This is a genomic window from Pedobacter sp. (genome assembly GCF_031119335.1).
Lineage (GTDB): Bacteria > Bacteroidota > Bacteroidia > Sphingobacteriales > Sphingobacteriaceae > Pedobacter.
Genome location: NZ_JAVHXT010000013.1, coordinates 100,257 through 124,178, shown reverse-complemented (window position 1 = coordinate 124,178; position 23,922 = coordinate 100,257). Strand labels below are relative to the sequence as shown.

Below are 23,922 nucleotides of genomic sequence, written 5' to 3'. Positions count from 1 at the left end.
TTACAACCGTTAAAAATTAAACCCGATTGAAGCGGAAATACTTTTTGGCAATCCAGCGAAAAGATTGCCACGTCGTTCCTCCTCGCAATGACGAAAAAGGGGACGGATGACGTGAAACCAAAAAGATTATAGCAAAAAGCGGGACTACAATAACCGAAGAGCACAGAACCTTGCTTTTCAAAAATAAAATGAACTAAAAACATAAAACAATAAATCAGTGGATACGCAAAATGTGTATCACAAAAACTAAATAGAAAAATGGCAAATTATTTTAACACATTACCACTTAGAGAAAGATTGAACCAATTAGGCGTATGCGATTTCATGGCTAACGATGAGTTTTTGGATGGCATAAATGCATTAAAAGGTAAAAAATTGGTAGTTGTAGGTTGTGGCGCTCAGGGTTTAAACCAAGGTTTAAACTTGAGAGATAGCGGTTTGGATGTATCTTATGCTTTGCGTAAGGAAGCTATCGAGCAGAAAAGAGATAGCTGGAAAAATGCTACCGACAACAATTTCAAAGTTGGTACTTATGAAGAATTAATTCCAACGGCTGACGTGGTGATTAACCTTACGCCAGATAAGCAACATACTTCGGTGGTTAATGCGGTAATGCCATTGATGAAACAAAATTCTACCCTGCTTTATTCGCACGGTTTTAACATTGTGGAAGAAGGAATGCAAATCCGTAAAGACATTACTGTAATTATGGTGGCACCAAAATGCCCAGGTTCTGAGGTTAGAGCTGAGTATTTAAGAGGTTTTGGTGTACCTACTTTAATTGCTGTGCATCCAGAAAACGACCCAGAAGGTAAAGGTTTGGCACAGGCTAAAGCTTACTGCGTGGGTACTGGTGGTCATAGAGCTGGTGTTTTGAAATCGTCTTTCGTAGCTGAAGTAAAATCTGATTTAATGGGCGAGCAAACAATTTTATGTGGTTTGTTGCAAACTGGTTCTATCCTTTCTTTCGACAAAATGGTGGAAAAAGGAATTGATGCTGGTTATGCTTCTAAATTGGTACAATACGGCGTTGAGGTGATTACTGAAGCTTTGAAACATGGTGGTGTAAGCGGCATGATGGACCGTTTGAGCAATGTGGCTAAAGTTAAAGCTTTCAAAATTTCTGAGGAATTGAAAAATATCATGCGTCCGTTGTTTCAAAAACACCAAGACGATATCATGAGCGGTGAGTTCTCAAGCACTATGATGGCTGATTGGGCTAATGGCGATGCTAACCTATTGAAATGGAGAGCTGAAACTGGTGAAACTGCTTTCGAAAAAACGCCTGCTGGTGATGTAAAAATAGGTGAACAAGAATACTTTGACAACTATACTTTAATGGTAGCTTTTGTAAGAGCTGGTGTTGAATTGGCTTTTGAAACGATGGTTGAAGCTGGTATTAAACCAGAAAGTGCTTACTATGAAAGTTTACACGAAACTCCGCTAATTGCCAACACGATTGCTCGTAAAAAACTGTTCGAAATGAACCGTGTAATTTCTGATACTGCGGAGTACGGTTGCTACTTATTTGACCAAGCTTGTAAGCCTTTGTTAACTGATTTCATGAAAACGGTTGATACTGATTTAGTAGGTAAAAACTTTAACGAGGGTAAAGATGGTTCGGTTGATAATGCTGAATTAGTTGCTATCAATGAGATTTTACGTGACCACGAAGTTGAGGTTATAGGTAGAAAATTGCGTAAAGCAATGACTGCAATGAAGTCGATTAAGACTGCGTAACCCCTAAATCCCCTAAAGGAGAATTTGGTAATGCTTTAGGCAAATTCGTAGTGAAATTTGCATTTTTGCTACAAACAAAATAAACTCTACACTAGCCCTCCCTTTTAGGGGAGGGTTGGGAGGGGTTAACTAAAAATAATTTATAAAAAGATGGCGAAAACATTAGTAGAAAAAATATGGGATGCTCACGTGGTGAAACGTGAAGATGGCTTTCCTGATATTTTGTACATTGATACGCATTTAATTCACGAGGTTACTTCGCCTCAGGCTTTTGATGGTTTGAGAAAGCGTGGTTTGAAGCTTTTCCGTCCGCAGCAAACTGTGGCAACGGCAGACCATAACGTACCTACTTTAGACCAACATTTACCAATTAAGGAGGAACTTTCAAGATATCAGGTTGATATGTTGACCAAAAACTGCGCTGAATTTGGCGTAGAACTTTATGGTTTAGGGCATCGTTATCAAGGGATTGTACACGTAATTGGTCCAGAGTTGGGCATTACCCTACCGGGAAAAACGATGGTTTGTGGCGATAGTCATACTTCTACGCATGGTGCTTTTGGTGCTATTGCTTTTGGTATTGGTACTTCACAAGTGGAACAAGTTTTTGCAACACAGTGCTTGCAACAATCGAAGCCTAAAACCATGAAAATTGAAGTGAATGGCGAGCTAGGCAAAGGCGTTGGTGCAAAAGACATCATTCTTTATATCATCGCTAAAATTTCTGCAGCTGGTGGTACTGGCTATTTCGTGGAATTTGCTGGTTCGGCAATTCGCTCTTTAAGCATGGAAGCCCGTATGACGGTTTGCAACATGAGTATCGAGATGGGTGCTCGTGGTGGTTTAATTGCTCCAGATGAAACTACTTTTGAATATATTAAAGGTCGTGAGTTTGCACCAAAAGGCGAAAAATGGGATGAGGCTTTAGCTTATTGGAAAACTTTGTACAGCGATGCTGATGCTACTTTTGATAGTGTTTTAACTTTCGATGCTGCTGATATCGCTCCAATGATTACTTACGGAACCAATCCGGGTATGGGTATTGGTATTGACGATAAAATCCCTTCAACTGCTGCACAGCCAACAAGCGAGCAATTATCTTATCAAAAAGCACTAGATTATATGGGCTTTGATGATGATGCTTCGTTAATTGGTAAACCGATTGATTATGTATTTATTGGCAGTTGTACCAATTCTCGTATAGAAGATTTACGTGAAGTGGCTTCGTTTGTAAAAGGCAAACAAAAAGCGGCTGATGTGGAAGTTTGGATTGTTCCAGGCTCGAAACAGGTGGAAGCGCAAGCCATTGCAGAAGGTTTAGACAAGATTTTTGAAAGTGCTGGTTTCCAGTTGCGTGAACCAGGTTGTTCTGCTTGTTTAGGGATGAATGAAGATAAAATTCCGGCAGGAAAGTATTGTGTATCTACATCGAACAGAAACTTTGAAGGTAGACAAGGTCCAAATGCAAGAACGTTATTGGTAAGTCCGTTAACCGCAGCAGCAGCAGCAGTTACTGGTAAAATTACTGATGTGAGGGAGCTGTTGGAAGCTTAAAGGTAGAAGGTTTAAGGCTGGTCGTCATTGCGAGGAGGAACGACGAAGCAATCTTAAAGCGAATGCCTTTTAATTACAAACGTTGGAAGATTGCTTCGTGCCTTGCAATGAAGAATTAACACGAAACAAAAAGTAAAAATATGATTTTAGAAGTTGCCATATTAAATGTAATCCCAAACCTAACTGCAGAATTTGAAGCTGCCTTTACAAAAGCAGAACGAATTATTGCAAGCATGGAAGGTTACGTTTCGCATCAGCTTCAAAAATGTATTGAAAACCCTGCCAAGTATATCCTGTTGGTAAATTGGACAGATTTGGAAGCACATACCGTAGGTTTTAGAGGTTCTCCGGAATATCAGGAATGGAAAGCTTTATTGCATCATTTTTATGACCCATTTCCAACGGTAGAACACTTTGAAAAGGTAGAAGGTATTAAGATTTAGAGTAAAGGTAAATTACATGACATATAAAACTTAAATGCCCTTAGGTGTCTAAGGTGGTAAAAAAAGGAAATTATGCCAGAAATACATTGGGACAGTCAACTTTACAACGAGCAACATCGTTTCGTATCTAACTACGGAGCTGATGTCTTGCAATGGCTTGATGCCAAAGCAGGTGAACATATTTTAGATGTAGGTTGTGGCACAGGCGATTTAGCTGCTAAGATACAAGAAGCTGGAGCAACAGTTTCAGGAGTAGATGCTTCTGCCGATATGGTAGAATTGGCTAAAAGGGAATATCCAACTATCCAATTTGAGCAAAAAGATGCGGCTGCTTTAGATTACAACCGTGAATTTGATGCCGTATTTAGCAACGCTACTTTCCACTGGATTGAAAACCAAAGAGGCTTATTACGTGGCATCTACAAAAGCTTGAAACATGGTGGGCGTTTAGTAGCGGAATTTGGTGGCAAGGGTAATATCAAGTCTATTATTGATGCCATAGAAACCGCAGCTAAGCAATTAGGTTTAGAGCACAGAGTGATTTCTAATTTTTGGTTTTTCCCATCGATTAGTCATTATGCTACTTTGCTTGAGGCTAGCGGATTTGAAACCGAACAAATGTGGCTGTTTGATAGACCAACGCAATTAGTAGGCGAAGATGGCATGCAGAAATGGATTAACCAATTTGCGCAACACGCTTTTGTAAACCTAAATGAAGAAGAAGCAACAGCAGTGACCAGTTTGGCTATCGAAATTTTAAAGCCTACTTATTTTAAAGATGGCCAATGGACTGCAGACTATAGAAGATTAAGAATAAAGGCGATAAAGAAATAACCCCAAACCCCTAAAGGGGCTTTTGGATGGAGAAAATAGAAAACAATAACAGAAAATTTCCCCTTTAGGGGATTAAGGGGTATGAAAAAATTCGAAAAATTAACTTCGGCGGTAGTGCCAGTAAATATAGAAAACGTTGATACAGACCAAATCATCCCGGCTAGGTTTTTAAAAGCAACCACCAGAGAAGGTTTTGGTGAAAACTTATTCCGCGATTGGCGTTTTGATAGTGATAACCAACCTAAAGCAGACTTCCCATTAAATAACCCAATTTATAGCGGTAAGGTACTTGTTGCAGGTAAAAACTTTGGTTGTGGCAGTAGTCGTGAACATGCAGCTTGGGCTATACAAGACCACGGTTTTGATGTCGTAATTAGTAGTTTTTTTGCTGACATTTTCAAGGGAAATGCATTGAACAACGGCTTGTTACCTATTCAAGTGAGCGATGCTTTTTTGGCAGAGATATTTAACGAAGTAGAAAAAGACACTAAAAGCACTTTGACGGTAGATTTAGAAGCGCAAACAGTAACCATAGATGCTACTGGCAGTTCAGAAAGTTTTGAGATTAATCCTTACAAAAAATCATGCTTGATTAACGGTTACGATGATATCGACTTTGTTCGTAGTCAGACAGATTTAATCGAAAAATTTGAAGAGAACAAAGTCTTTAAGTTCTATTAATTAGTATAGTAAATGAGTAACCCAATAGTTCAAATATCTAAATTCAGTTTAAAATACGGCCATAAAGCTGTGTTAACGGACTTGGATTGGACTATTTCTGAAGGAGAAAACTGGTTATTAACTGGCGCAAGTGGTAGTGGAAAAACTGCTTTACTTAAAGCTATTGCAGGTTTAGAAAAAAGTACTGAAGATATTGTAGTCGTCTTTGATAAGGCTAGCGATACAAAACCCGTCTGCCAATACATTGCCCAATGGTATCAATTCAAAAATGTAGAAGGTGTAGCAAATTTCTATTATCAGCAACGCTATAATGTACAACAAGTAAAAGATACCTTAACCGTAAATGCGGAATTAGCACATTACGGCAAAGAAAACAATCTTTCTTTACCAAAAGTAGAACCTATCTTAAATGCTTTAGGCTTTGCTGCCCTCCGAAATGCCCAGCTCATCGAGTTATCAAGCGGCGAACACAAAAAGTTACAATTGGTAAAAGCTTTATGGCTAAAACCGCAACTTTTACTATTAGACCAACCTTACACTGGTTTAGATATTCAATCTCGCCAAAATCTGAATACCTTATTGGATGATATCACCTCCGAAGGTGTACAAATCATTTTGGTAAGCAACGAAACTGAAATTCCTACCTGTATCAATAGGTATGGCGAAATAGTGGATGGACAACTGACGGAGCATTTTGCTTTTTCGTCAAAAAGTTTAATCGTATTAGAAGAAAAGGAAATTCCCGAATTTTTACACGAAGCACCAACGTCAAGCAGTGAAACGTTAATCAAAATGGTTGATGTGAACATCAGCTATGGTGAGAAGCAAGTGCTTAAGAACGTAAATTGGGAAATTAAAGCTGGTGAAAAGTGGTTATTGCAAGGCCACAATGGTTCAGGAAAATCAACTTTATTGAGCTTAATCAATGGCGACCATCCACAAGCGTATGCTAACGACATTCACCTTTTCGGCAATAAACGTGGTTCAGGCGAAAGCATTTGGGACATTAAACAGCACATCGGATTAATTTCTCCGGAACTGCATTGGTACTTCGATTTCAACGCTACGGTTTGGCAAAGTATCGCCTCTGGCTTTTTCGATAGCATTGGCTTGTACAAAGAAATTGGCTGGCATAAACGTACACAGGTTGACGAGCTGATTGAGTACTTTGGCTTAACCGCAAATAAAAACGATTTGTTATCTGCTTTGCCATTGGGTAAACAACGTTTGGTTTTATTGGCAAGAACAGTCATTAAAAATCCAGAATTATTGGTACTAGACGAACCTTGCCAAGGTTTAGATGCACACCAGACTTTGCAGTTTAATACTTTGATTGATGGTTTGTGCACAACCAACAGAACATTAATTTACGTATCGCATAGCGATGACCAACTACCTAAAAACTTAACCCATCAGTTATTGCTGAGAAAGGGAGAAGTAGTACACAATGACATTTATAAAAATAGAATATACAAAGAAGAATTAGAAAGCGTGATTTAGAATTACTAACTGGATAAACATTAGAGATTGCTTCGTGCCTCGCAATGACGCTACAGTTATCGTCATTGCGAGGAGGAACGACGAAGCAATCTTGTTTGAATTAGGAGTTAATATCACTGTGAAAAAATATACAACAAATGAAAAAACACATATTAGTAATACCTGGAGACGGCATTGGCCAAGAAGTAACTCAATGGGGAAAAGCAGCATTAGCGCAAATCGCAAAAAATTACGGTCACGAATTTACTTTCGATGAAGCTTTAATGGGACACGCTGCCATTGAAGTTACCGGCAATCCACTACCTGATGAAACCCTAGAAAAAGCACGTAAAAGCGACGCTATTTTATTCGGTGCCATTGGTCACGCCATGTACGACAACGACCCTTCGTTAAAAGTTAGACCAGAGCAAGGTTTATTAAAAATCAGAAAAGAATTGGGTTTATACGCTAACCTACGTCCTATTTTGTTGTTCGATGAATTGTTGGAAGCTTCAAGTATCAAAGCACATATCCTACAAGGAACAGATATTTTATTCTTCAGAGAATTAACTGGTGATGTTTACTTTGGAGAAAAGAACCGTTCGGAAGATAGAAATACTGCTTCGGATTTGATGATTTACCACAGATACGAAGTAGAACGCATTGCACACAAAGCTTACCAAGCGGCGCAACAACGTAGCAAAAGGCTATGTTCGGTAGATAAAGCAAACGTGTTAGAAAGCTCACGTTTATGGCGTGAAACCGTTCAAGAAATTGCAAAACAATATCCTGATGTAGAAACCGAGCATATGTTTATTGACAATGCAGCAATGCAGTTGATTAAAAATCCGAAGAAATTTGATGTGGTATTAACCGCTAACCTTTTTGGAGATATCCTTACCGATGAAGCTTCACAAATTGCAGGTTCAATGGGTATGTTAGCTTCTGCTTCTGTGGGTGATGGCGTTGGTTTCTACGAGCCAATCCACGGTTCGGCACACGACATTGCTGGCAAGAACTTGGCAAATCCACTAGCTTCTATCCTATCGGCTGCGCTGATGCTGGAAATCAGCTTTGGACTACCAGAAGAAGCAAAAACTTTAGTAAATGCTGTGGATAAAGCTTTAAAAGATGGCTACAGAACTGGCGATATCGCCGACCAAAATACCGACGCAGCTAAAGTGTTGGGCACCCAAGAAATGGGACAATTAGTATTAACCTATTTAGCACAATAACCTAACCCAAACCTTATGTTACACGACCCAAATAGAGTACACATTTTTGACACCACCTTGCGTGACGGCGAGCAGGTGCCTGGCTGCCAGTTGAGCACTCCTCAAAAAGTTGAAATCGCAAAATCGTTGGAAATACTCGGTGTAGATGTGATTGAAGCTGGTTTCCCTGTTTCTAGTCCTGGCGACTTTAACAGCGTAATTGAGCTTTCTAAAGCAGTTAACGACCCTATTATTTGTGCACTAACCAGAGCAAATAAAAATGATATAGATGTGGCTGCCGATGCTTTACGCTATGCAAAAAGACCTCGTATTCATACAGGTATTGGTGCTTCTGATATGCACATTAAAACTAAATTCAATAGCACTAGAGAAGAAATTTTAGAGCGTGCAGTTGAAGCGGTAAAATATGCTAAGAAATATGTAGAGGATGTTGAGTTTTATGCAGAAGATGCTGGTAGAGCGGATATCGAATATTTAGCTAAAATGATTGAGGCTGTAATTGCAGCTGGGGCAACTGTAGTGAATATTCCAGATACGAACGGCTATTGCTTGCCAGACCAATACGGTTCTAAAATACTTTTCTTAAAAGAGAATGTAAAAAATATTGACCAAGCAATTATCTCTTGTCATTGCCATAACGATTTAGGATTGGCTACAGCTAACTCTATTGCTGGTTTACAAAACGGTGCTCGTCAGGTAGAATGTACCATTAACGGTATTGGCGAACGTGCTGGTAACACCTCAATGGAAGAAGTGGTGATGATTTTGAAAACGCACAAAACATTAGGCCTTCACACCAACATTAATACGCAAGGTATCTACGAAATCAGTCACCAAGTGCGTAATTTAATGAATATGCCAGTGCAGCCAAACAAAGCTATTGTTGGTGCCAATGCATTTGCACATAGTTCGGGCATACACCAAGATGGTTTCTTGAAAAACCGTGAAAACTACGAAATTATTAAGCCTTCTGATGTGGGTTTCCCTGATGCAACTATTGTATTAACGGCAAGAAGTGGCAGACATGCGTTGAAACACCACTTAGATAGATTAGGTCATAATTTAGATAAAGAAAATTTGGCTATTGCTTACACTGCATTTTTAGATTTAGCAGATAGCAAACAAGGCATTAATGATGATGATTTAAACCAATTAGTAGCGGTGCATTTAGCTACGAAATTGAGTTAATTTTTGATTGCTCGCAGCTCTTTAACTACTCCGTCATTGCGAGGAGGAACGACGAAGCAATCTTAAAGCGAGGGAAAGCAAAACGTGTATAGAAAAATTGGTTTAAGTTAACTAAACCTGATAGCAGTGGATCCCGATTTTATCGGGAGAAACGAATAGCAGGGCTATCGCAAGCGATGGAAAGCTGCAACTGCTTTTCAAAAAAATAAAATTATAAAAGATAAAAGCCCCTTTAGGGGTTTGGGGTATGGAAACAACAACAGAATATACTTTCGATTTTGAACAGGCATTTGCAACCTTACAAGGGGTTGTAAAACGAACTCCGCTAGAGTTTAACGCAGGACTTTCATTAAAGTACAATGCCAATATTTATTTGAAACGAGAGGATTTACAAATTGTACGTTCTTACAAATTACGTGGTGCTTACAACAAAATAAGCGGCTTAACTACCGACCAATTAAAGAATGGCGTAGTGTGTGCTAGTGCCGGCAATCATGCGCAAGGCGTGGCTTTTTCGTGTAAGAAATTAGGTATTAAAGGTGTCATTTTCATGCCTGAGATTACCCCTAAACAAAAAATTACGCAGGTAAATATGTTTGGTGGCGATAACGTAGAAGTTATTCTTGTTGGTGATACTTTTGACGATTGTTTGAAAGAAGCACTGGCCTACAGCGAGGAAAAATCGGCTACTTTTATTCCTCCTTTTGATGACGAAAAAGTAATTGAAGGACAGGCTACGGTAATGATGGAAATCTATCAGGATTTACCTGATTTAGATGCGATTGTAGTGCCTATTGGTGGCGGTGGTTTGGCTTCTGGTGTTACGGCTTACCTGCAAACGGTAAAACCTAGTGTTAAAGTTTTTGGTGTGGAACCTATGGGAGCGCCGTCTTTAACAGAAGCTTTAAAACATGGCAGTCCGGTAACGGTAGAAAATATCGAACGTTTTGTAGATGGTGCCGCTGTAAAAAGAATGGGATGGATTACCTACAAATATTGCAGCGATTTATTGAGCTCCACGTATTTAATACCAGAGGGACAAATTTGTACGACTATCTTAAAACTGTACAATGAGGACGCCATTGTAGTTGAGCCTGCTGGTGCTTTGTCTGTAGCTGCGTTAGAGCAAGTGAAAGACCAAATTGTTGGTAAAACCGTAGTTTGTGTGGTGAGTGGTGGCAATAATGATATCGAACGTATGCAAGAAATCAAAGAGAAGTCTTTACTTTTCGAAGGATTGAAGCATTACTTTATTGTGCGTTTCCCGCAGCGTCCAGGAGCTTTAAAGTTATTTGTGAACGAAGTTTTAGGTCCACATGATGATATTACTCGTTTTGAGTTCATTAAAAAAACGAATAAAGAAAACGGACCAGCTTTAGTAGGTATTGAGCTTACGAAGAAGGAAGATTATGCAGGTATTTTACAACGTATGAAGGATTTTAAGTTTGATGTGATTGAACTAAACCAAGATGCAACGCTGTTTGAGTATTTGGTTTAAGCATTATATCGTCATTGCGAGGAGGAACGACGAAGCAATCTTACAACTTTTGTTAACAAAAAAACTAATCGCTTTAAGATTGCTTCGTGCCTCGCAATGACGAGAAAAATAACAAAACTTTTCCATAATTATATACTACGTAAATAGGAGGCAAGAAATTGTCTCCTATTTTGTTTTACAATAAATATGCTCTCCAAAAAACTATTCATTTTCAAACCAAAAAGTGCTAACATCAAAAAAATATTGGAGCATTTTTTTGTTACAAACGATTAAAAAACCGCCTTAAAAAGCTAACAACAAAACATTTTAAATTTTGTTTATCATTTTTTTATTCAGCGAATAAATTTTATGATTTTTTGGCAACGGTTTTGATATATGCTTAACAACACACAAAATGAAACCTGAATTTGAAATATCCTTAATAACATAAGAAGGAGTTTCGCAAAACATTTAAACCAACACAAGATGAAAAGACTAACCCTACTCCTACTTTGCATTACCACACTAGGTTTGGTATCATGCCAGAAAGACACTATTATTAACCAAACAACACCCAATAGAACAATCGTATTTGATATGGCGCCAAATCAATGGGTATTAAGTAATGGCGAGTATTTCTTAGATTTAAATATTCCTGAACTTGATGATATCAATTTTTACGACGAAGGTGTATTAGTATACACAGCTACTCCAAATTTCACAAGCTACTATCAATTGCCATACGGAGATTTTGACTACGAAGCCCACATTGGTGGAATTTCAATTAGTTGTGCTTACCGTCCAACTACGACAATTCGTGTCAAGGTAGTTTTGATAGCTGCAGAGAACGTAACGTAAAAAAATTTAAAACTCCAAGAAACGACCAATGTTCACATACAATGGTCGTTTTTTTTGTGCTATCATAACCCTATTTCCTTTTTTCTGCCTCCCTATTTTAATATATTTCCTTTAAAAACTAATACTGATTATCCCACTTTCCTATACTTCAATCCGATATCTTACAGGAAGTCCTTACCTCAAAAATCGGCTTTCTCAACCACGTCAAACGTTTGCGCTATAAAACATAAATGAAAAAACCATTTTAACGTTTGCCTTTCTTTTATAATCCTGCAAAACAACATGTTAGTTGGTAATCTACCAATATAAATGGTATAGTCCACGCAAGCGTTTGCGCTAAGTTCTACCAAAAATCTTACCCTAGCAGTTAATATATTTACTATTATAAAAATATTTATATAAACGTTAATAAATCTTACCTTAAACACTTAACTATGAAATTTAATTTTAAAATCTTTTTGTTTTATTTGGTTTACGTTTGCATTTCGTCCCAAATAAATTATTCTTTTGCATCTACTGCTTATAATCCTAAACCTATCTTTTTTAAAGATACCTTGAAACCATTTTTCCAATTCCGTAGTGGAAATACTTTGTTTCAAAATGTTCAAACCTACATTACACCCGCTAGTGCTACAATTGAGGGGGAAATCTACTGTATTAACAGTTCAGTTTACACCTTTGATTTCGTTTATGATGGTAATGGTGGGAGTTATACAGTTATTACTCCTGGGAGCAATACAAATTTGTTTATTACGAATGGGCGAGCAGTCAGAAAGGTTACAATGAACCTAAGTCCTGGAGTAAATCACTTCAGTGTAATTTTAAATTTTAACGGAGCTTCTCAGTTCGGGTATGCGGGGCTAAAAATCGACCAAATAGATGGAGTTACTTCAGGAAATGAAATCGGTTTTGTTGACTTAATTATACAGGCTCAAAGTGAACTACAAGAAATGGCTGGAAGTAGTAGTTATCATTGGGTCTGTAAGGGTTGTCACATGATTAATTCAACAAGTACTTCAATTTGCATTGATTGTGGAAAATCAAGGCACTAACAAAAATAAGCAGAAAAGAGTCTGTATCGAGACTAGTCATGGTCGGAAAAAATTCCGGCCATTTTTTATGTTTTAAAAATAAGCTTGTGTCTCCACCAGATTACATGACAATCATTGCAATTGCTAGGTCTCTTATTTCTCCAAAGAGAAACGTCTTTTAGCAGTCCTTTAACCGATGTGATTTACTTTCTTATACATCATCATTGTATCTGTCAGTATCATTCACAGTACTGTTCGTAACTCGTTTTTGTTAAGCGAAACAAGAGGATTTGTATTGTGTTCCGTCGATGAAGTGGAGAAAGATTTTTATCTCCCAACGTCTTCTGTACGACTTAGAAATCTCCTCCTCTGGGCATTGTAAGTTATTGTTACTACCAAAAGAGCCAAAACTGGTCAAACAACATTAGATATTGCTTCGAGAACTGGTTTTACCACACTAACTAATGGTAATTTACAGGTAATGAATGGCGCAGAACTGTACGACTACTATGCATCTTTTGCTAACGCTAACACAATTGCCTTCCCTCGCTGGAAACCAGAACTACGTAACAGTAATTTTAGCTGGTGGGATTTAGCTACAAGAACTGGCTTTAATCAAAACCATAACATTTCTATACAGAGTGGAACTGAAAAGCTGCAGTCATTTTTTTCTGTTGGATTTTACGATGAAGCTGGAACTGTAAAAGGTTACGACTATGAGCGTTACAATTTTAGATTGAACACAACATACAAACCTTTCGAATGGCTGAGCATCAAACCTGCCCTAGTTGGCTCTCGCAGGGGTGTTGTTGATAAGCAATATTCTGTAACCTCGATGTATTCTAACCTACCATGGGATAGTCCTTACGACACCAATGGAAACCTAGTTGGGCATAGGTCTAGTACATGGGTAAACAGCGTTGGCACCAACTATTTGTACGATTTGCAATGGAACCATTCTGCCAATACCAATTACGAGTTTATGGGAAATCTTGATTTTGATATCAAAATCAACAAAAATTTCACATTTTCATCAGTTAACAATTACAGATTTAACACATACACGTCTAACAGTTACTCAGATCCTCTTTCGAGTGCCGCTCAAAGTGTAAACGGACGTATTACGGAATATAGATCGGAATACGCCCGCCGTTATACCAATCAGATTTTACGTTACAACAATACCTGGGGCAAACATAACGTAAATGCCTTGGCAGGTTATGAATTTAACGACTACAGAGCTAAAACATTAGATGTTTACGGTACAGGTCTATCAAGAGGGTTTCAGGTATTAGATGTAGTATCTTTACCAGAACGAACCAAAGGAGGAATAAGCGAATGGGCAGTACAATCTTATCTGTTCAACGCAAATTATGCTTACGCGGATAAATACCTAGCACAATTATCCTTACGTAGAGATGGTGCTTCAAATTTTGGTAAAAAATATGGAGATTTCTTCTCTATTAGTGCTGGCTGGAATATCCACAAAGAAGATTGGTTCAAGGCTAATTACATTAACAATCTTAAACTTCGAGCAGCTTACGGTACGGTAGGTAATCGTCCTAGCTCTCTATATCCCCAATACGATTTATATGCAGTAAACCCAGCTGCAGGCTACAACGGTGTTCCGGGACTTTTAATTGGCCAAGTAGGAAACAAAGACCTAACCTGGGAAGAAACTTATACCACAGGTTTGGGCTTAGATGTAAATGCTTTTAACAATAGGTTAAGATTAAACCTTGATTACTATATCAAAAACACAGATAACATTTTATACGATGTGCCAATTTCTGGATTAACAGGCGTAACAAGCATGTGGCAAAATGTTGGTAAAATGAGAAACAAGGGTATCGAAGTTGCCATTGGCGGAGATATTATACGTAGTAACGATTTAACGTGGAGCTTAGATATAAATCTTGGACATAACAGAAATAAACTAACCGATATCTACAAAACCAGAAACGTTGATGGTTCTTACACTGCTAAACCAATCATTATTGGCGACCGCCTAGGCGTAGCCGGATCTGCAAGTAGGCTTTTACAAATTGGCTTACCTGTAGACACGTATTATATGCCTGAATGGGCTGGCGTTAACCCAGACAATGGATTACCAATGTGGTACAGAGTAACCAGAGACGCTAATGGAAATGAAACGGGCAGAACAACCACATCAACCTATGCACAAGCCACCCAAGAAAAAATGGGTAAGGCATCGCCTGATTTGTTTGGTGGAATTAGTACCTCTTTAAGATGGAAAAGTTTTGACATGAATGCAGTATTTGGTTATTCTATTGGAGGAAAGCTTTTCAACTATTCGCGTAGAGAATACGACTCTGATGGTGCATACACCGATCGTAACCAAATGAAACTAATGGATGGTTGGAGTAGGTGGCAAAAAGCTGGAGATGTTGCAACCCATCCGGTAGCAAGATACAACAATACCAATAATGGTAACGCTATGTCTTCTCGTTATTTGGAAAGCAATGATTTTTTCAGAATGCGTTCACTAGCTTTAGGATATAACTTCGACCTGAAAAAATACAAAATCAAAAACCTGAGAGCCTACTTATCGGGAGAAAATCTATTTGTAATTACAAAATATTCGGGTGTAGATCCAGAAATACCTACTAGCGATGATGGAACGATACTATTTTCTGCTGGACCATCTGTTTATCCGATGACCCGGAGATTTATGTTAGGAATTAATGTTTCATTCTAAATAAAATAAAAATGAAAAAGATATTAGCTATATTATTTACTATTACCGCTCTGTCGGCATGTAAAGTAGATAGGGAACCTTTTGGTTCGATGAGATCGGAAAAGATTACTGGAAATCCGGAAGAATCTATAGATGCACTATTAAATGGAGTATATGCACAGCTTAAGGCTTGGTCTGACCCTATGCACCGCTTAGGCGAATATGCTGGCGACAACATGATGATAAGAGGTTCTTCTACAGATGCTTTTTATGAATTCATTTCGTTCTCTAGAACTCCAAATAACGGACGATTAACTACATTTTGGGATAGTGGATATAAGGCAATAGCCCAAGCATCCAATATTTTAAATATGATACCACAAGGTAAAAATGCAACACTTGATAGCAAACTAGGAGAATGCTACTACGTTCGCGGAATGATGTATTTTTATTTAGTGCGAGCTTTTGGTCGCCCATATTATCAAAATCCTGAGACAAATTTGGGTGTACCAATTGTAAATGGAACACCAGAAGATGTTAAAAATGCTACTTTTCCAGATAGAGCTACAGTTAAAGCCACTTATGAGCAAGCTATTGCCGACTTAAAAAAAGCGGAAGAGTTAATCTCAGCGAATAGAGGACCTGTTTTTGCCTCTAAAGCCGCAGCTCAAGCCATGCTTTCAAGAGTGTATCTTTACATGAGTGGAACTTACGAAACTCCTAATCAGACTTATGCTCAATTAGCTGTAGATTATGCTACTAAGGTAATTAACACTGCTAGTACCTACAGCTTGTTATCTAGAGCAGACTTTATGAAATACAATACCTTTACTCCAGAAAATAACAAGGAAACTATTTTTGCTATTAAAAGGGTAGCATCAGAGTTTTCTGGTTTCGACCATTATTATGGAGTTGGCGGTATGTATTCTAATATTGGTGGTATGGGCTGGGGTGAAATGTATGCGAGTGCCAAATACATTAGTTTATTAAATGAAACTGGAAGAAACGATTGGAGACCAGACAACTACAAAATAGTTGATGCTAGGGCGGCTTTTATTGAACCCACCTACTCTAAAAATACCGCAGGTGCCTATACAGAGGTCTTTAGATTTATTAAGGATGATGCAGGAAATGTACAAAACTACGTACAAGCCAACACCACCCGCAACGGAAGTACAATTACCTGTACAGAAGGTACAGACGTTTACACATTAACTGCTGTTGACGCTACACAAGGTATCTACTCTATCAATTACAAAGATGGTAAAACATACACAGGATATATTGATTACTTCATTACCTTAAACCGAGTTTATCCTCAATTTTATATCGTAAAATGTTCTAAAGAGGGAGAAAATTCTCAACTGCATTCTCCTGTAATCAGCAGATTGGGAGAAGTATACCTTAATAGAGCCGAAGCCTATGCCAAATTACAAAACTACCCACTTGCACTTGCTGATCTTAATGTGATAAGGAACCGTTCTATTGTCAATGGTGGATATGCCTCTTTAGATGCTAGCAATGCAGGTACTAGAATTGATAAAGAAAGACAATTGGAATTAGCCTATCAGGCTGAGCGCAGTTTTGATGTGTTTCGTAACGGCAAGGCACTTACTCGTGCTTATCCTGGACCGCAAAATCAAACTGCACCGGTATTAGCCAACGATTATAGAGTTACCCCTCAAAGTGCCATTAATTCGTACCCGGGAAAACTAACTCAAAATCCTACTCAATAAAACAGAACAATTAAAACTCCAAGAAACGACCAATGTTTACATAAACTTGGTCGTTTTTTTTATGCTCACCGCTATTCAACTGCAATGCTCTAATATGAACACCATTTCTTTCTAACAACAATTCATCATAAAAACCTTTATAATAAATATCTCTCACATTAAATTTCTTAGCCGACCAGCTTGCTTTCAACTCAACCCATTCTGGATAAAAACAAACTTGCTCTTGAGTAACTTTTAAATCTAATTGCTGTGCTTCTTTTTTAGAAAGCACCACAGCATTACCTAGCATTTTTGCGGTATAGGTACTACTTGGGTGATTGTAAACCTCTCTAGGCTTTCCCTCTTGCAATAATTTACCTTCTTTCAAAATCACTAAACGGTCTGCCATAAACAAACCGTCCGTAGCATCGTGAGATACCATGATAATGGTTAAGCCGGTTTCCTTCGCCAAACGTTTAATATCGGCACGTAATTGATTTTTTAAAATGGCATCTACTTGTGAGAAAGGTTCATCCAACAACAAAACTTTAGTATCGCTTACTAAAGCCTTTGCAATAGCCACACGTTGCTGCTCGCCACCGCTTAAAGCAATAATTTTTTTATCTTTCAGTGCAGTAATTCGCAAATGTTCCATCACTTCTATGGTTTTTTGCTGTTTTAAAGCAACGTTTGTATTAGAAAGCTGCGAAGCAATGTTATCGTAAACTTTAGCATAAATGTTCAATGAAAAATCTTGCGTTACCATTTTCATTTCCGCATGGCCAGGAATAAGTTGTTCGTCTGGTCCTTTTACACGTTTACCATTAAAGACAATCTCCCCTTCATCAACTTTTAACAATCCGTAAATAGATTTTAACAGGGTTGATTTTCCACTTCCGCTTTCTCCAATAATGGCTACAATTTCGCCTTTATTAATAGTAAAGCTAACATTAGAAATACCTGATAGTTGCTCGGCTACGTGCTGCTTGGTTAAATGCTGGATACTTAAGATTTGTTCACTCACGGAGGTAAAGATAAGGCTTTTGATTTACGAAGTACGATTTTAGATTTACGATTTAAACCCAATTGCCGAATTGTTTGATTGTTGACACGAACCACTGCACTTTTCCAAATGTGCTTCTCTCCCTTTTGGGGAGAGACACCCGATAGGGAGAGAGGGTCAAAAAAAAATCCTGTCTCTTTTTACAGAAACAGGATTGGTTTTATTTGTGTATGTGAATTATTCAATAGTTCATTGGTTCATTCGTCTGCTCTAAAAGCTTCCAGACTTACCCGATTTTCCGACTTAAATTCAGCTTTGGTCTTTAGTCTTTGGTCTTTATGCTTTTAGCTTAATTCAATCCAAAGGTTAAACCAAACGACATTGTTTTTAAGCCTTTTTGGGCATCGGTATCGAATAAATCGCTAGCACTATATTTAGCGAATAAACCTAAACCACCGTAGCCAATTCTAACTGTACCACCGTAACGGAATGGAGTAAAGTGATAATCGTCATTAACTTTTACTTTACCCTTTTCTGGACTAATTTGCTTCACTTTTCCATCTAACAAGAAAGCTACCTCTGGACCGATGATAAATCTAAAACGTTTGCCGTGATCGTTTTCTTTAGTTCTAAACTCGAAGTTTAAAGGAAAGTGCACATAGCTAGCAGAAAAACGGTTTTTGCTGAAAGTAGCATCTGTAGTTACATCATAATCTAAAATAGGCGCATCTTTTTTAATGGTAATGTTTCTGTCCAAACGGATAAGCGTCCAATCGAAACCTCCAGCTAAATAAACCTTAAAGTGGTTGTTAAATCTGTAGCCAATTTGCAAAACGTCAAAAGATACAGTGCTGGTTTTCCAAGGTTTGTAGTCTAAGAAATCGTTAACCGGCGACAATGAAAAGCTACCGTTGTCTACCAATTTAGTAAAACCAATATCCAAGCGGGTAAAAGTGATACCTCCAATAAAACGGCCTTTATTTTGGTCTACCTTACCTGTGCTATCTTTTTTCTCGCCAATGGTGATACCTACACCATAGTTAATTTCAAATTTCTTGCGTTTAACGCTATCTTTTACCTCTTTAGTTTCTTCTTGTGCTTTTAAAGCTCCTGCTGCCAGAAAAGTAAGTCCACTTACCAATACTGCTTTTAAAATTAGATGTTTCATTTGTGTGTTTGTGTTTATAAGCCCTCTCTGCCTTTGGCATCTATTGATGGCTATTTTTTATATTATATTTTGTATCAATGAGCTCCGTTTCACTTCGGTTCTCCCCAAAAGGGAGAGAAAATGCTTCGGTAAGTGCTGGTGTATATTTATGTTCTTTGTATTATTTGGTATTAAAAATCACGCTCCTGATATAATCCTGTCAATCCTGCAAATCCTAAAATCCTGTTCCTATTTATTTTTCTTATTCAATTTCAAGAACCCAATGTTCAATCCTATTATCGATGAATTATCATCATCATCCGTATCAAATTTGATGATTTTCTTATCTCTCTTATCTACCTTATCTACCACGTAATTAATCAAATCGCCCATGTTACGTATTCCCTTTTTGTTGTTGTTAACGTCTTCTATTTCTTCGGTATATTCAACTTTCTGAGGAATTGCTGCGATAACTGTAGCAGTCTGATTATCAGCAATCACTTCTTCTACAGGCGTAACATCCAATGGTTTTACTCCTGCTCTTTTAAATTCTAGACGCTCATTCTTTTCAGACGGTTGCAAGCTTGCAATAATATTTTTTTGCGTCTCCAAATTTTCTACCACACCCACACTCTGCACAGACGATTTTTTGCCGCTATGCGCAGATTTAGTGACAGGCAAGGTCGTAACCGCAGTTGGCTCTTCAGTAACTGCTACCGGCACAGTTTCAGTCACTGCAGTAGGTATAACCGCAGCAGTTTCTACCGCAGCACCTTGCAAGTAAACTTTATCTCCGCCCTGCGTAAAAAGTAATACCGATGCCACCACCGCTACACTTGCAGCCGCCATCCACATCACTGGGAACAAACGTTTTTTCTTAGGTTCTAATTGCTCGGCAATATTGCCCCATAAATCCGCAGATGGTTCAATTTCTGCATCCATAAAACTGTCTTTAAACAGCTTATCAAAATCTTTATCCGGCATGTGTTGCATAACCAAAGCCCTCCAATTTTAAAATTTCTTGTTGTAAAATAGCTCTCGCTCTCGAAAGCTGCGATTTGCTCGCTCCTTCTGTAATTCCTAACGTTTCGGCAATTTCCTTGTGCGAATATCCCTCAATCGCATACATATTAAATACCATTCTATAGCCATCAGCCAGTTTCTGTATCACTTTCATCAAATCCTGCATACCTAAAGTACCAAAGTCAAAACCTGTCGATGGTTGCTCGTAAGCATCCTCAATAGGCACTACGTTTAACGAGCGCAGGTTTTTTCTATAACTTTCAATCGCAGTATTTACCATAATGCGGCGTATCCATCCCTCAAAAGAACCCTCTCCCTTAAACTCCTTCACCTTCTGAAAAATCTTCACATACCCCATCTGCAATACATCTTCGGCCTCCATCCTATCTTTGGCATATCGCATACAAACCGCCAACATTTTCGATGCCGTTTGCCTATACAGCAATTCCTGCATCTGCCTGTTGCCGGCCTTACAGCCTTCCATCAGCTCATTTAACGTATATGTTTTTGCCACCTTCATTTGTTTGCTTGTATAGGGTAGATGCACAATCGTACCCAAAGGTTGCAAGCCTCTTTAAATATTTTTAAATTTTTATCAGATGTTTTAAATAGTGCAGATTTTCAGATTTGTTCTCTGAAATTTTGAAAAGCAAAGATAGTCGTTCTTCGGTTATTTCAGCCCTGCTATCCGTTGCTATCTTTTGCTCTTCACCGTCATTTCGAACGCAGAGAGAAATCTATCAGCTAAGTACTACTATCTAACAGGTTTCTCCTCGTTCCTCGTCGAAATGACGCAAGCAAAAGTATAGCCACTCCTATCAGGTTTAGACAACAACAACCTCTGCATAAATTACCAAACGTATAAAATAAGCTATTGCAATTTCACCTCACTTTTATTTAACTTTAGGCAACTCGAACTAAGACCTATTGAAAATTAATTAAATAAATATATCTACTACAATGAGCAAATTTGTAATCAGTAAAAGAACAAATGGAGAATTTCAGTTTAACTTAAAAGCTGGAAACGGACAAGTAATTTTAACAAGCGAAGGTTATTCCTCAAAAGCGAACTGCGAAAATGGAATTGAGTCTGTACGTAAAAACTCTCAAGACGATACCAAATTTGAGAAGAAAACTGCCTCAAACGGAAAATTCTTTTTCAATTTAAAAGCTACTAACGGACAAGTAATTGGCAGCAGCCAAATGTACGAAGCCGAAGCTGGACGTGACAACGGAATTGCATCTGTTAAAACCAATGCGCCAGAGGCTACAGTTGTTGAAGAGTAATTCTAGCTTTAGTTAAAGACTTACGAAGTTTCGAAAACTTCGTAAGTCTTAAGTTCTTCGCGTCACAAACGCAGAGAGAACTGAAAGAAAGCCAAGCCAAATCTAGCAATGCATTAAGCATCTCGTTAGATTGCTCCGATGTTCCGGAGAGAGTAGCCATGTGGCAATCTATCATGCCAAACCTTTTAATCTTCAGAATACTCGTAATTAAATACCAGCAAATCTCGTAGGGATGAACTTATGGTAGAAGATTATAAAACGTCAACAAGTCCCGTCGGGACGACCATTTGGTTGATTTAGATTTAAAGGTCGCACCTACGGCGCTTTGCCGATATGCTGCATAAGCTTACCAAATGTGAGCTCCTCTGGAGCTATTTGCGAAATTATAGTAAAAGTTAGCAATTAATTATTACGAATGTTCGGAAGAGCTAAGACTGTATAGATTGCTTATACTCTTCCTGCTTAATCGAATGCTTCAGTTCGTGACGGACTATTAAAGCCTTCCACTACTCAATATTAATCGGTCTGTTCTTAGGATATTTCACCTGATATTTTAAATCAATCTTCTTCTGTTCGTTCGGCTGTAATACAAATTGCCAAGTCAACTTTCCATTAGTTTCATCTAGCTTAGCTTTAGAAAGCTCTTGTTTTTCTACCGTAATATCATTATTGCTAGGTATAGGCAATTGGTCTTCAATAATTAAATTAACTGCTTGGCTTTTCCTGTTCTTTATATCAATTACAAAATGTCTGGTATCTTTTTGCGATGAACCAATAAACTGTCTTTCGGTATAGCCCTTTTGCTTTTCACGCTTAACCGAAACATTTTTATCCACGCCTAAAGAAATCGTCAAGGTATCTGTATTGCTAATATCTAATAGTGATTTACCCAAATAAGTTCCCTCAAAGAAAATACTAGCCTCGCCACTAATGAAGTTCACCTCATTGAAGTCAGTAATCTTAGCTGTTAAAAAGGCATCGCTGGTTACTTTCGGCACAGCATAATATTCATAGTCAGCTTTAAAATCATAATTACCAATATCTACCGTAGCTTGTTTGCCATCGCTTAAAATAGTGTATGGAGTTCTTATTTCAAATGTAACATTGGTTTGCTTTTCTATGTTTTTCACTTCTAATGGCACAGAAGATAATGAACTTGCACCTCTAATTCTAATGGTAGAAGACGAGCTGGTAACTTCCTTTTTAGCAACGCCATAACCCGTAACCACCACTTCGTTTAAAGCATTCATACTTTCATTCAACCTCACATTTAGCTGTCGTCCAGAAGAAGCAACTAACTCTTGAGGTTCAAATCCAATAAAATTAAATTCCAGCACATTTGATCCTGCCGGCAATTGTATTGAATAATTCCCATCCGCGTCTGTCACTGTAGCTATAGATGAATTTTTAACTCTTACCGAAGCACCTGGCAAAGCTAAATTATCGCTTGCACCAACTACTTTTCCCTTAACAATATTTGAAGTAGCCGCTATCGGATTAAAAAAAGAATAACCTGCGCTTAAATAACCTAAATTATAAGTTGGCAATATTGGTTTTTCATTGTTATTCGATGGATTACCAGAAGATAAAATCAACTTTACATTTTTCCATTCTTCGCCAGAGTTTTGGCTAACATTAGCTTTATAAACTAACTGAATTGGGCTGGCAACATCTTTCGCTCTAATATCATAACTTGGGTACCAGCTGGCATTTTTCACTAAATAAGTTAACGTAAATTTACCTCTGGTAGCTGATTTTGCCGAAACCTTTACCACTACATCATTAGAATTACCAATGGGTTTTCCGTCTACTTCCGCAGCTTGTCTATTCAGTTTATTGATTTCTTCATACAACTTAGCAACTTCTTTTTGCAAAGTAGCTTGTTTATTCTTTGCTTCATTTAAACGAAGTTTCTGAAAATCTAAAGCAGCTTTCAGCTTCGTCAAATCGTAATTTACATTTGGTCCCATTACGGTTTGATTTTTCATTAGCATTTCTTCTTCTGCTTTGTAAACCGCCATTTCGTTGTTCAACACTACAATCTTATCAGAAATATCTTCGGATTTAGCTAACAGCTCAGCCTTCTGTTCAGACTTTTTCTTATCCAACAAGAAATTGTTCTGTTTGGCAACTGATAGAATAGTAAAATTCCCCTCTCCTTTCGCCTGTAAACTTTGCGTTTCTATACTCGACGAAAGTCCAGAGAAAACTAGAAGGCTAACACCTTGTGGCAAATCCACATTATCGGATAGGCGCTGTACCTGTGCGCCATTCATAAATACGGTAACATCGCTAATTTTGGAGTTAACGCTAATTTGATTTTCTTGTGCAAAAGCAGTCGCTTTTATAAAGAATAATAAAGCGAAAAGTAGTTTTCTATACATGTGGATTGAGTTTATAACCTTATGATGCAAGGCTAAGCCATTTTGCATAAACAGACAATAAAAAAAGCATCACTTTTTTGAGTGATGCTTTTTTAGGCTCTCGTCATTTCGACGAAGAATGAGGAGAAATCCAGCAACCGCATAA

The 23,922-nt window shown here is 38.0% G+C and carries 19 protein-coding genes; 14 read left to right on the top strand and 5 right to left on the bottom strand.

The features are described from left to right. Positions 1-258: 258 nt before the first annotated feature. From ilvC to REI64_RS14175, 13 genes are all read left to right on the top strand, one after another. Entirely contained in the window at positions 259-1,740 is a 1,482-nt protein-coding gene (gene ilvC, locus REI64_RS14235) for a ketol-acid reductoisomerase (protein ID WP_308850807.1), read from the top strand. A 150-nt stretch (positions 1,741-1,890) separates the two neighbouring features. Next, positions 1,891-3,294, top strand: a complete 1,404-nt coding sequence (gene leuC, locus REI64_RS14230; RefSeq protein WP_308850806.1) for a 3-isopropylmalate dehydratase large subunit — start codon at positions 1,891-1,893, stop codon at positions 3,292-3,294. Between the two features lie 140 nt (positions 3,295-3,434). After that, a complete protein-coding gene (locus tag REI64_RS14225; protein WP_308850805.1) occupies positions 3,435-3,737 on the top strand; it encodes an antibiotic biosynthesis monooxygenase in 303 nt (100 codons plus the stop codon). Positions 3,738-3,809: 72 nt separating this feature from the next. Continuing rightward, positions 3,810-4,571, top strand: coding sequence for a methyltransferase domain-containing protein (locus REI64_RS14220; RefSeq protein WP_308850804.1), 762 nt, complete (start codon positions 3,810-3,812; stop codon positions 4,569-4,571). A gap of 81 nt (positions 4,572-4,652) precedes the next feature. After that, positions 4,653-5,252: a 3-isopropylmalate dehydratase small subunit gene (leuD, locus tag REI64_RS14215; RefSeq protein WP_308850803.1), complete on the top strand. Its 600-nt coding sequence runs from the start codon at positions 4,653-4,655 to the stop codon at positions 5,250-5,252. Between the two features lie 12 nt (positions 5,253-5,264). After that, entirely contained in the window at positions 5,265-6,752 is a 1,488-nt protein-coding gene (locus tag REI64_RS14210) for an ATP-binding cassette domain-containing protein (protein ID WP_308850802.1), read from the top strand. A 137-nt stretch (positions 6,753-6,889) separates the two neighbouring features. Then, positions 6,890-7,966 (top strand): 3-isopropylmalate dehydrogenase, encoded by a 1,077-nt coding sequence (gene leuB / locus REI64_RS14205; protein ID WP_308850801.1) that lies wholly within the window; start codon positions 6,890-6,892, stop codon positions 7,964-7,966. A 15-nt stretch (positions 7,967-7,981) separates the two neighbouring features. Beyond that, positions 7,982-9,154, top strand: coding sequence for a 2-isopropylmalate synthase (locus tag REI64_RS14200; RefSeq protein ID WP_308850800.1), 1,173 nt, complete (start codon positions 7,982-7,984; stop codon positions 9,152-9,154). A gap of 247 nt (positions 9,155-9,401) precedes the next feature. Further along, positions 9,402-10,652, top strand: a complete 1,251-nt coding sequence (gene ilvA / locus REI64_RS14195) for a threonine ammonia-lyase IlvA (protein WP_308850799.1) — start codon at positions 9,402-9,404, stop codon at positions 10,650-10,652. A gap of 465 nt (positions 10,653-11,117) precedes the next feature. Then, positions 11,118-11,489 (top strand): hypothetical protein, encoded by a 372-nt coding sequence (locus tag REI64_RS14190; protein ID WP_308850798.1) that lies wholly within the window; start codon positions 11,118-11,120, stop codon positions 11,487-11,489. Between the two features lie 434 nt (positions 11,490-11,923). After that, positions 11,924-12,541, top strand: a complete 618-nt coding sequence (locus REI64_RS14185) for a hypothetical protein (RefSeq protein ID WP_308850797.1) — start codon at positions 11,924-11,926, stop codon at positions 12,539-12,541. A gap of 364 nt (positions 12,542-12,905) precedes the next feature. After that, on the top strand, positions 12,906-15,239 hold the full coding sequence (locus tag REI64_RS14180; protein ID WP_308850823.1) for a SusC/RagA family TonB-linked outer membrane protein: 2,334 nt from the start codon (positions 12,906-12,908) through the stop codon (positions 15,237-15,239). 11 nt (positions 15,240-15,250) lie between these two features. Next, a complete protein-coding gene (locus tag REI64_RS14175; RefSeq protein ID WP_308850796.1) occupies positions 15,251-16,954 on the top strand; it encodes a RagB/SusD family nutrient uptake outer membrane protein in 1,704 nt (567 codons plus the stop codon). 10 nt (positions 16,955-16,964) lie between these two features. Here the strand turns inward: REI64_RS14175 and REI64_RS14170 are convergent, their stop codons facing one another. The 4 genes from REI64_RS14170 to REI64_RS14155 all read right to left on the bottom strand — a co-directional run bounded on the left by REI64_RS14170 (position 16,965) and on the right by REI64_RS14155 (position 20,626). Further along, a complete protein-coding gene (locus tag REI64_RS14170) occupies positions 16,965-17,957 on the bottom strand; it encodes an ABC transporter ATP-binding protein (RefSeq protein WP_308850795.1) in 993 nt (330 codons plus the stop codon). Positions 17,958-18,285: 328 nt separating this feature from the next. Continuing rightward, complete coding sequence (locus REI64_RS14165) at positions 18,286-19,104, bottom strand: outer membrane beta-barrel protein (protein ID WP_308850794.1); 819 nt, start codon at positions 19,102-19,104, stop codon at positions 18,286-18,288. A gap of 228 nt (positions 19,105-19,332) precedes the next feature. Beyond that, the gene (locus tag REI64_RS14160) at positions 19,333-20,067 is read right to left on the bottom strand and encodes a hypothetical protein (protein ID WP_308850793.1); all 735 of its coding nucleotides are present in this window, start codon (positions 20,065-20,067) and stop codon (positions 19,333-19,335) included. Beyond that, complete coding sequence (locus tag REI64_RS14155) at positions 20,057-20,626, bottom strand: RNA polymerase sigma factor (RefSeq protein ID WP_308850792.1); 570 nt, start codon at positions 20,624-20,626, stop codon at positions 20,057-20,059. The genes REI64_RS14160 and REI64_RS14155 overlap by 11 nt, the downstream gene beginning before the upstream one ends. 440 nt (positions 20,627-21,066) lie before the next feature. On the opposite strand from REI64_RS14155, the gene REI64_RS14150 reads away from it, so the two are divergent. Continuing rightward, on the top strand, positions 21,067-21,393 hold the full coding sequence (locus REI64_RS14150; RefSeq protein WP_308850791.1) for a YegP family protein: 327 nt from the start codon (positions 21,067-21,069) through the stop codon (positions 21,391-21,393). 506 nt (positions 21,394-21,899) lie between these two features. On the opposite strand, the gene REI64_RS14145 is transcribed toward REI64_RS14150, so the two are convergent. After that, positions 21,900-23,777: a mucoidy inhibitor MuiA family protein gene (locus REI64_RS14145; protein WP_308850790.1), complete on the bottom strand. Its 1,878-nt coding sequence runs from the start codon at positions 23,775-23,777 to the stop codon at positions 21,900-21,902. Positions 23,778-23,922 lie beyond the last annotated feature (145 nt).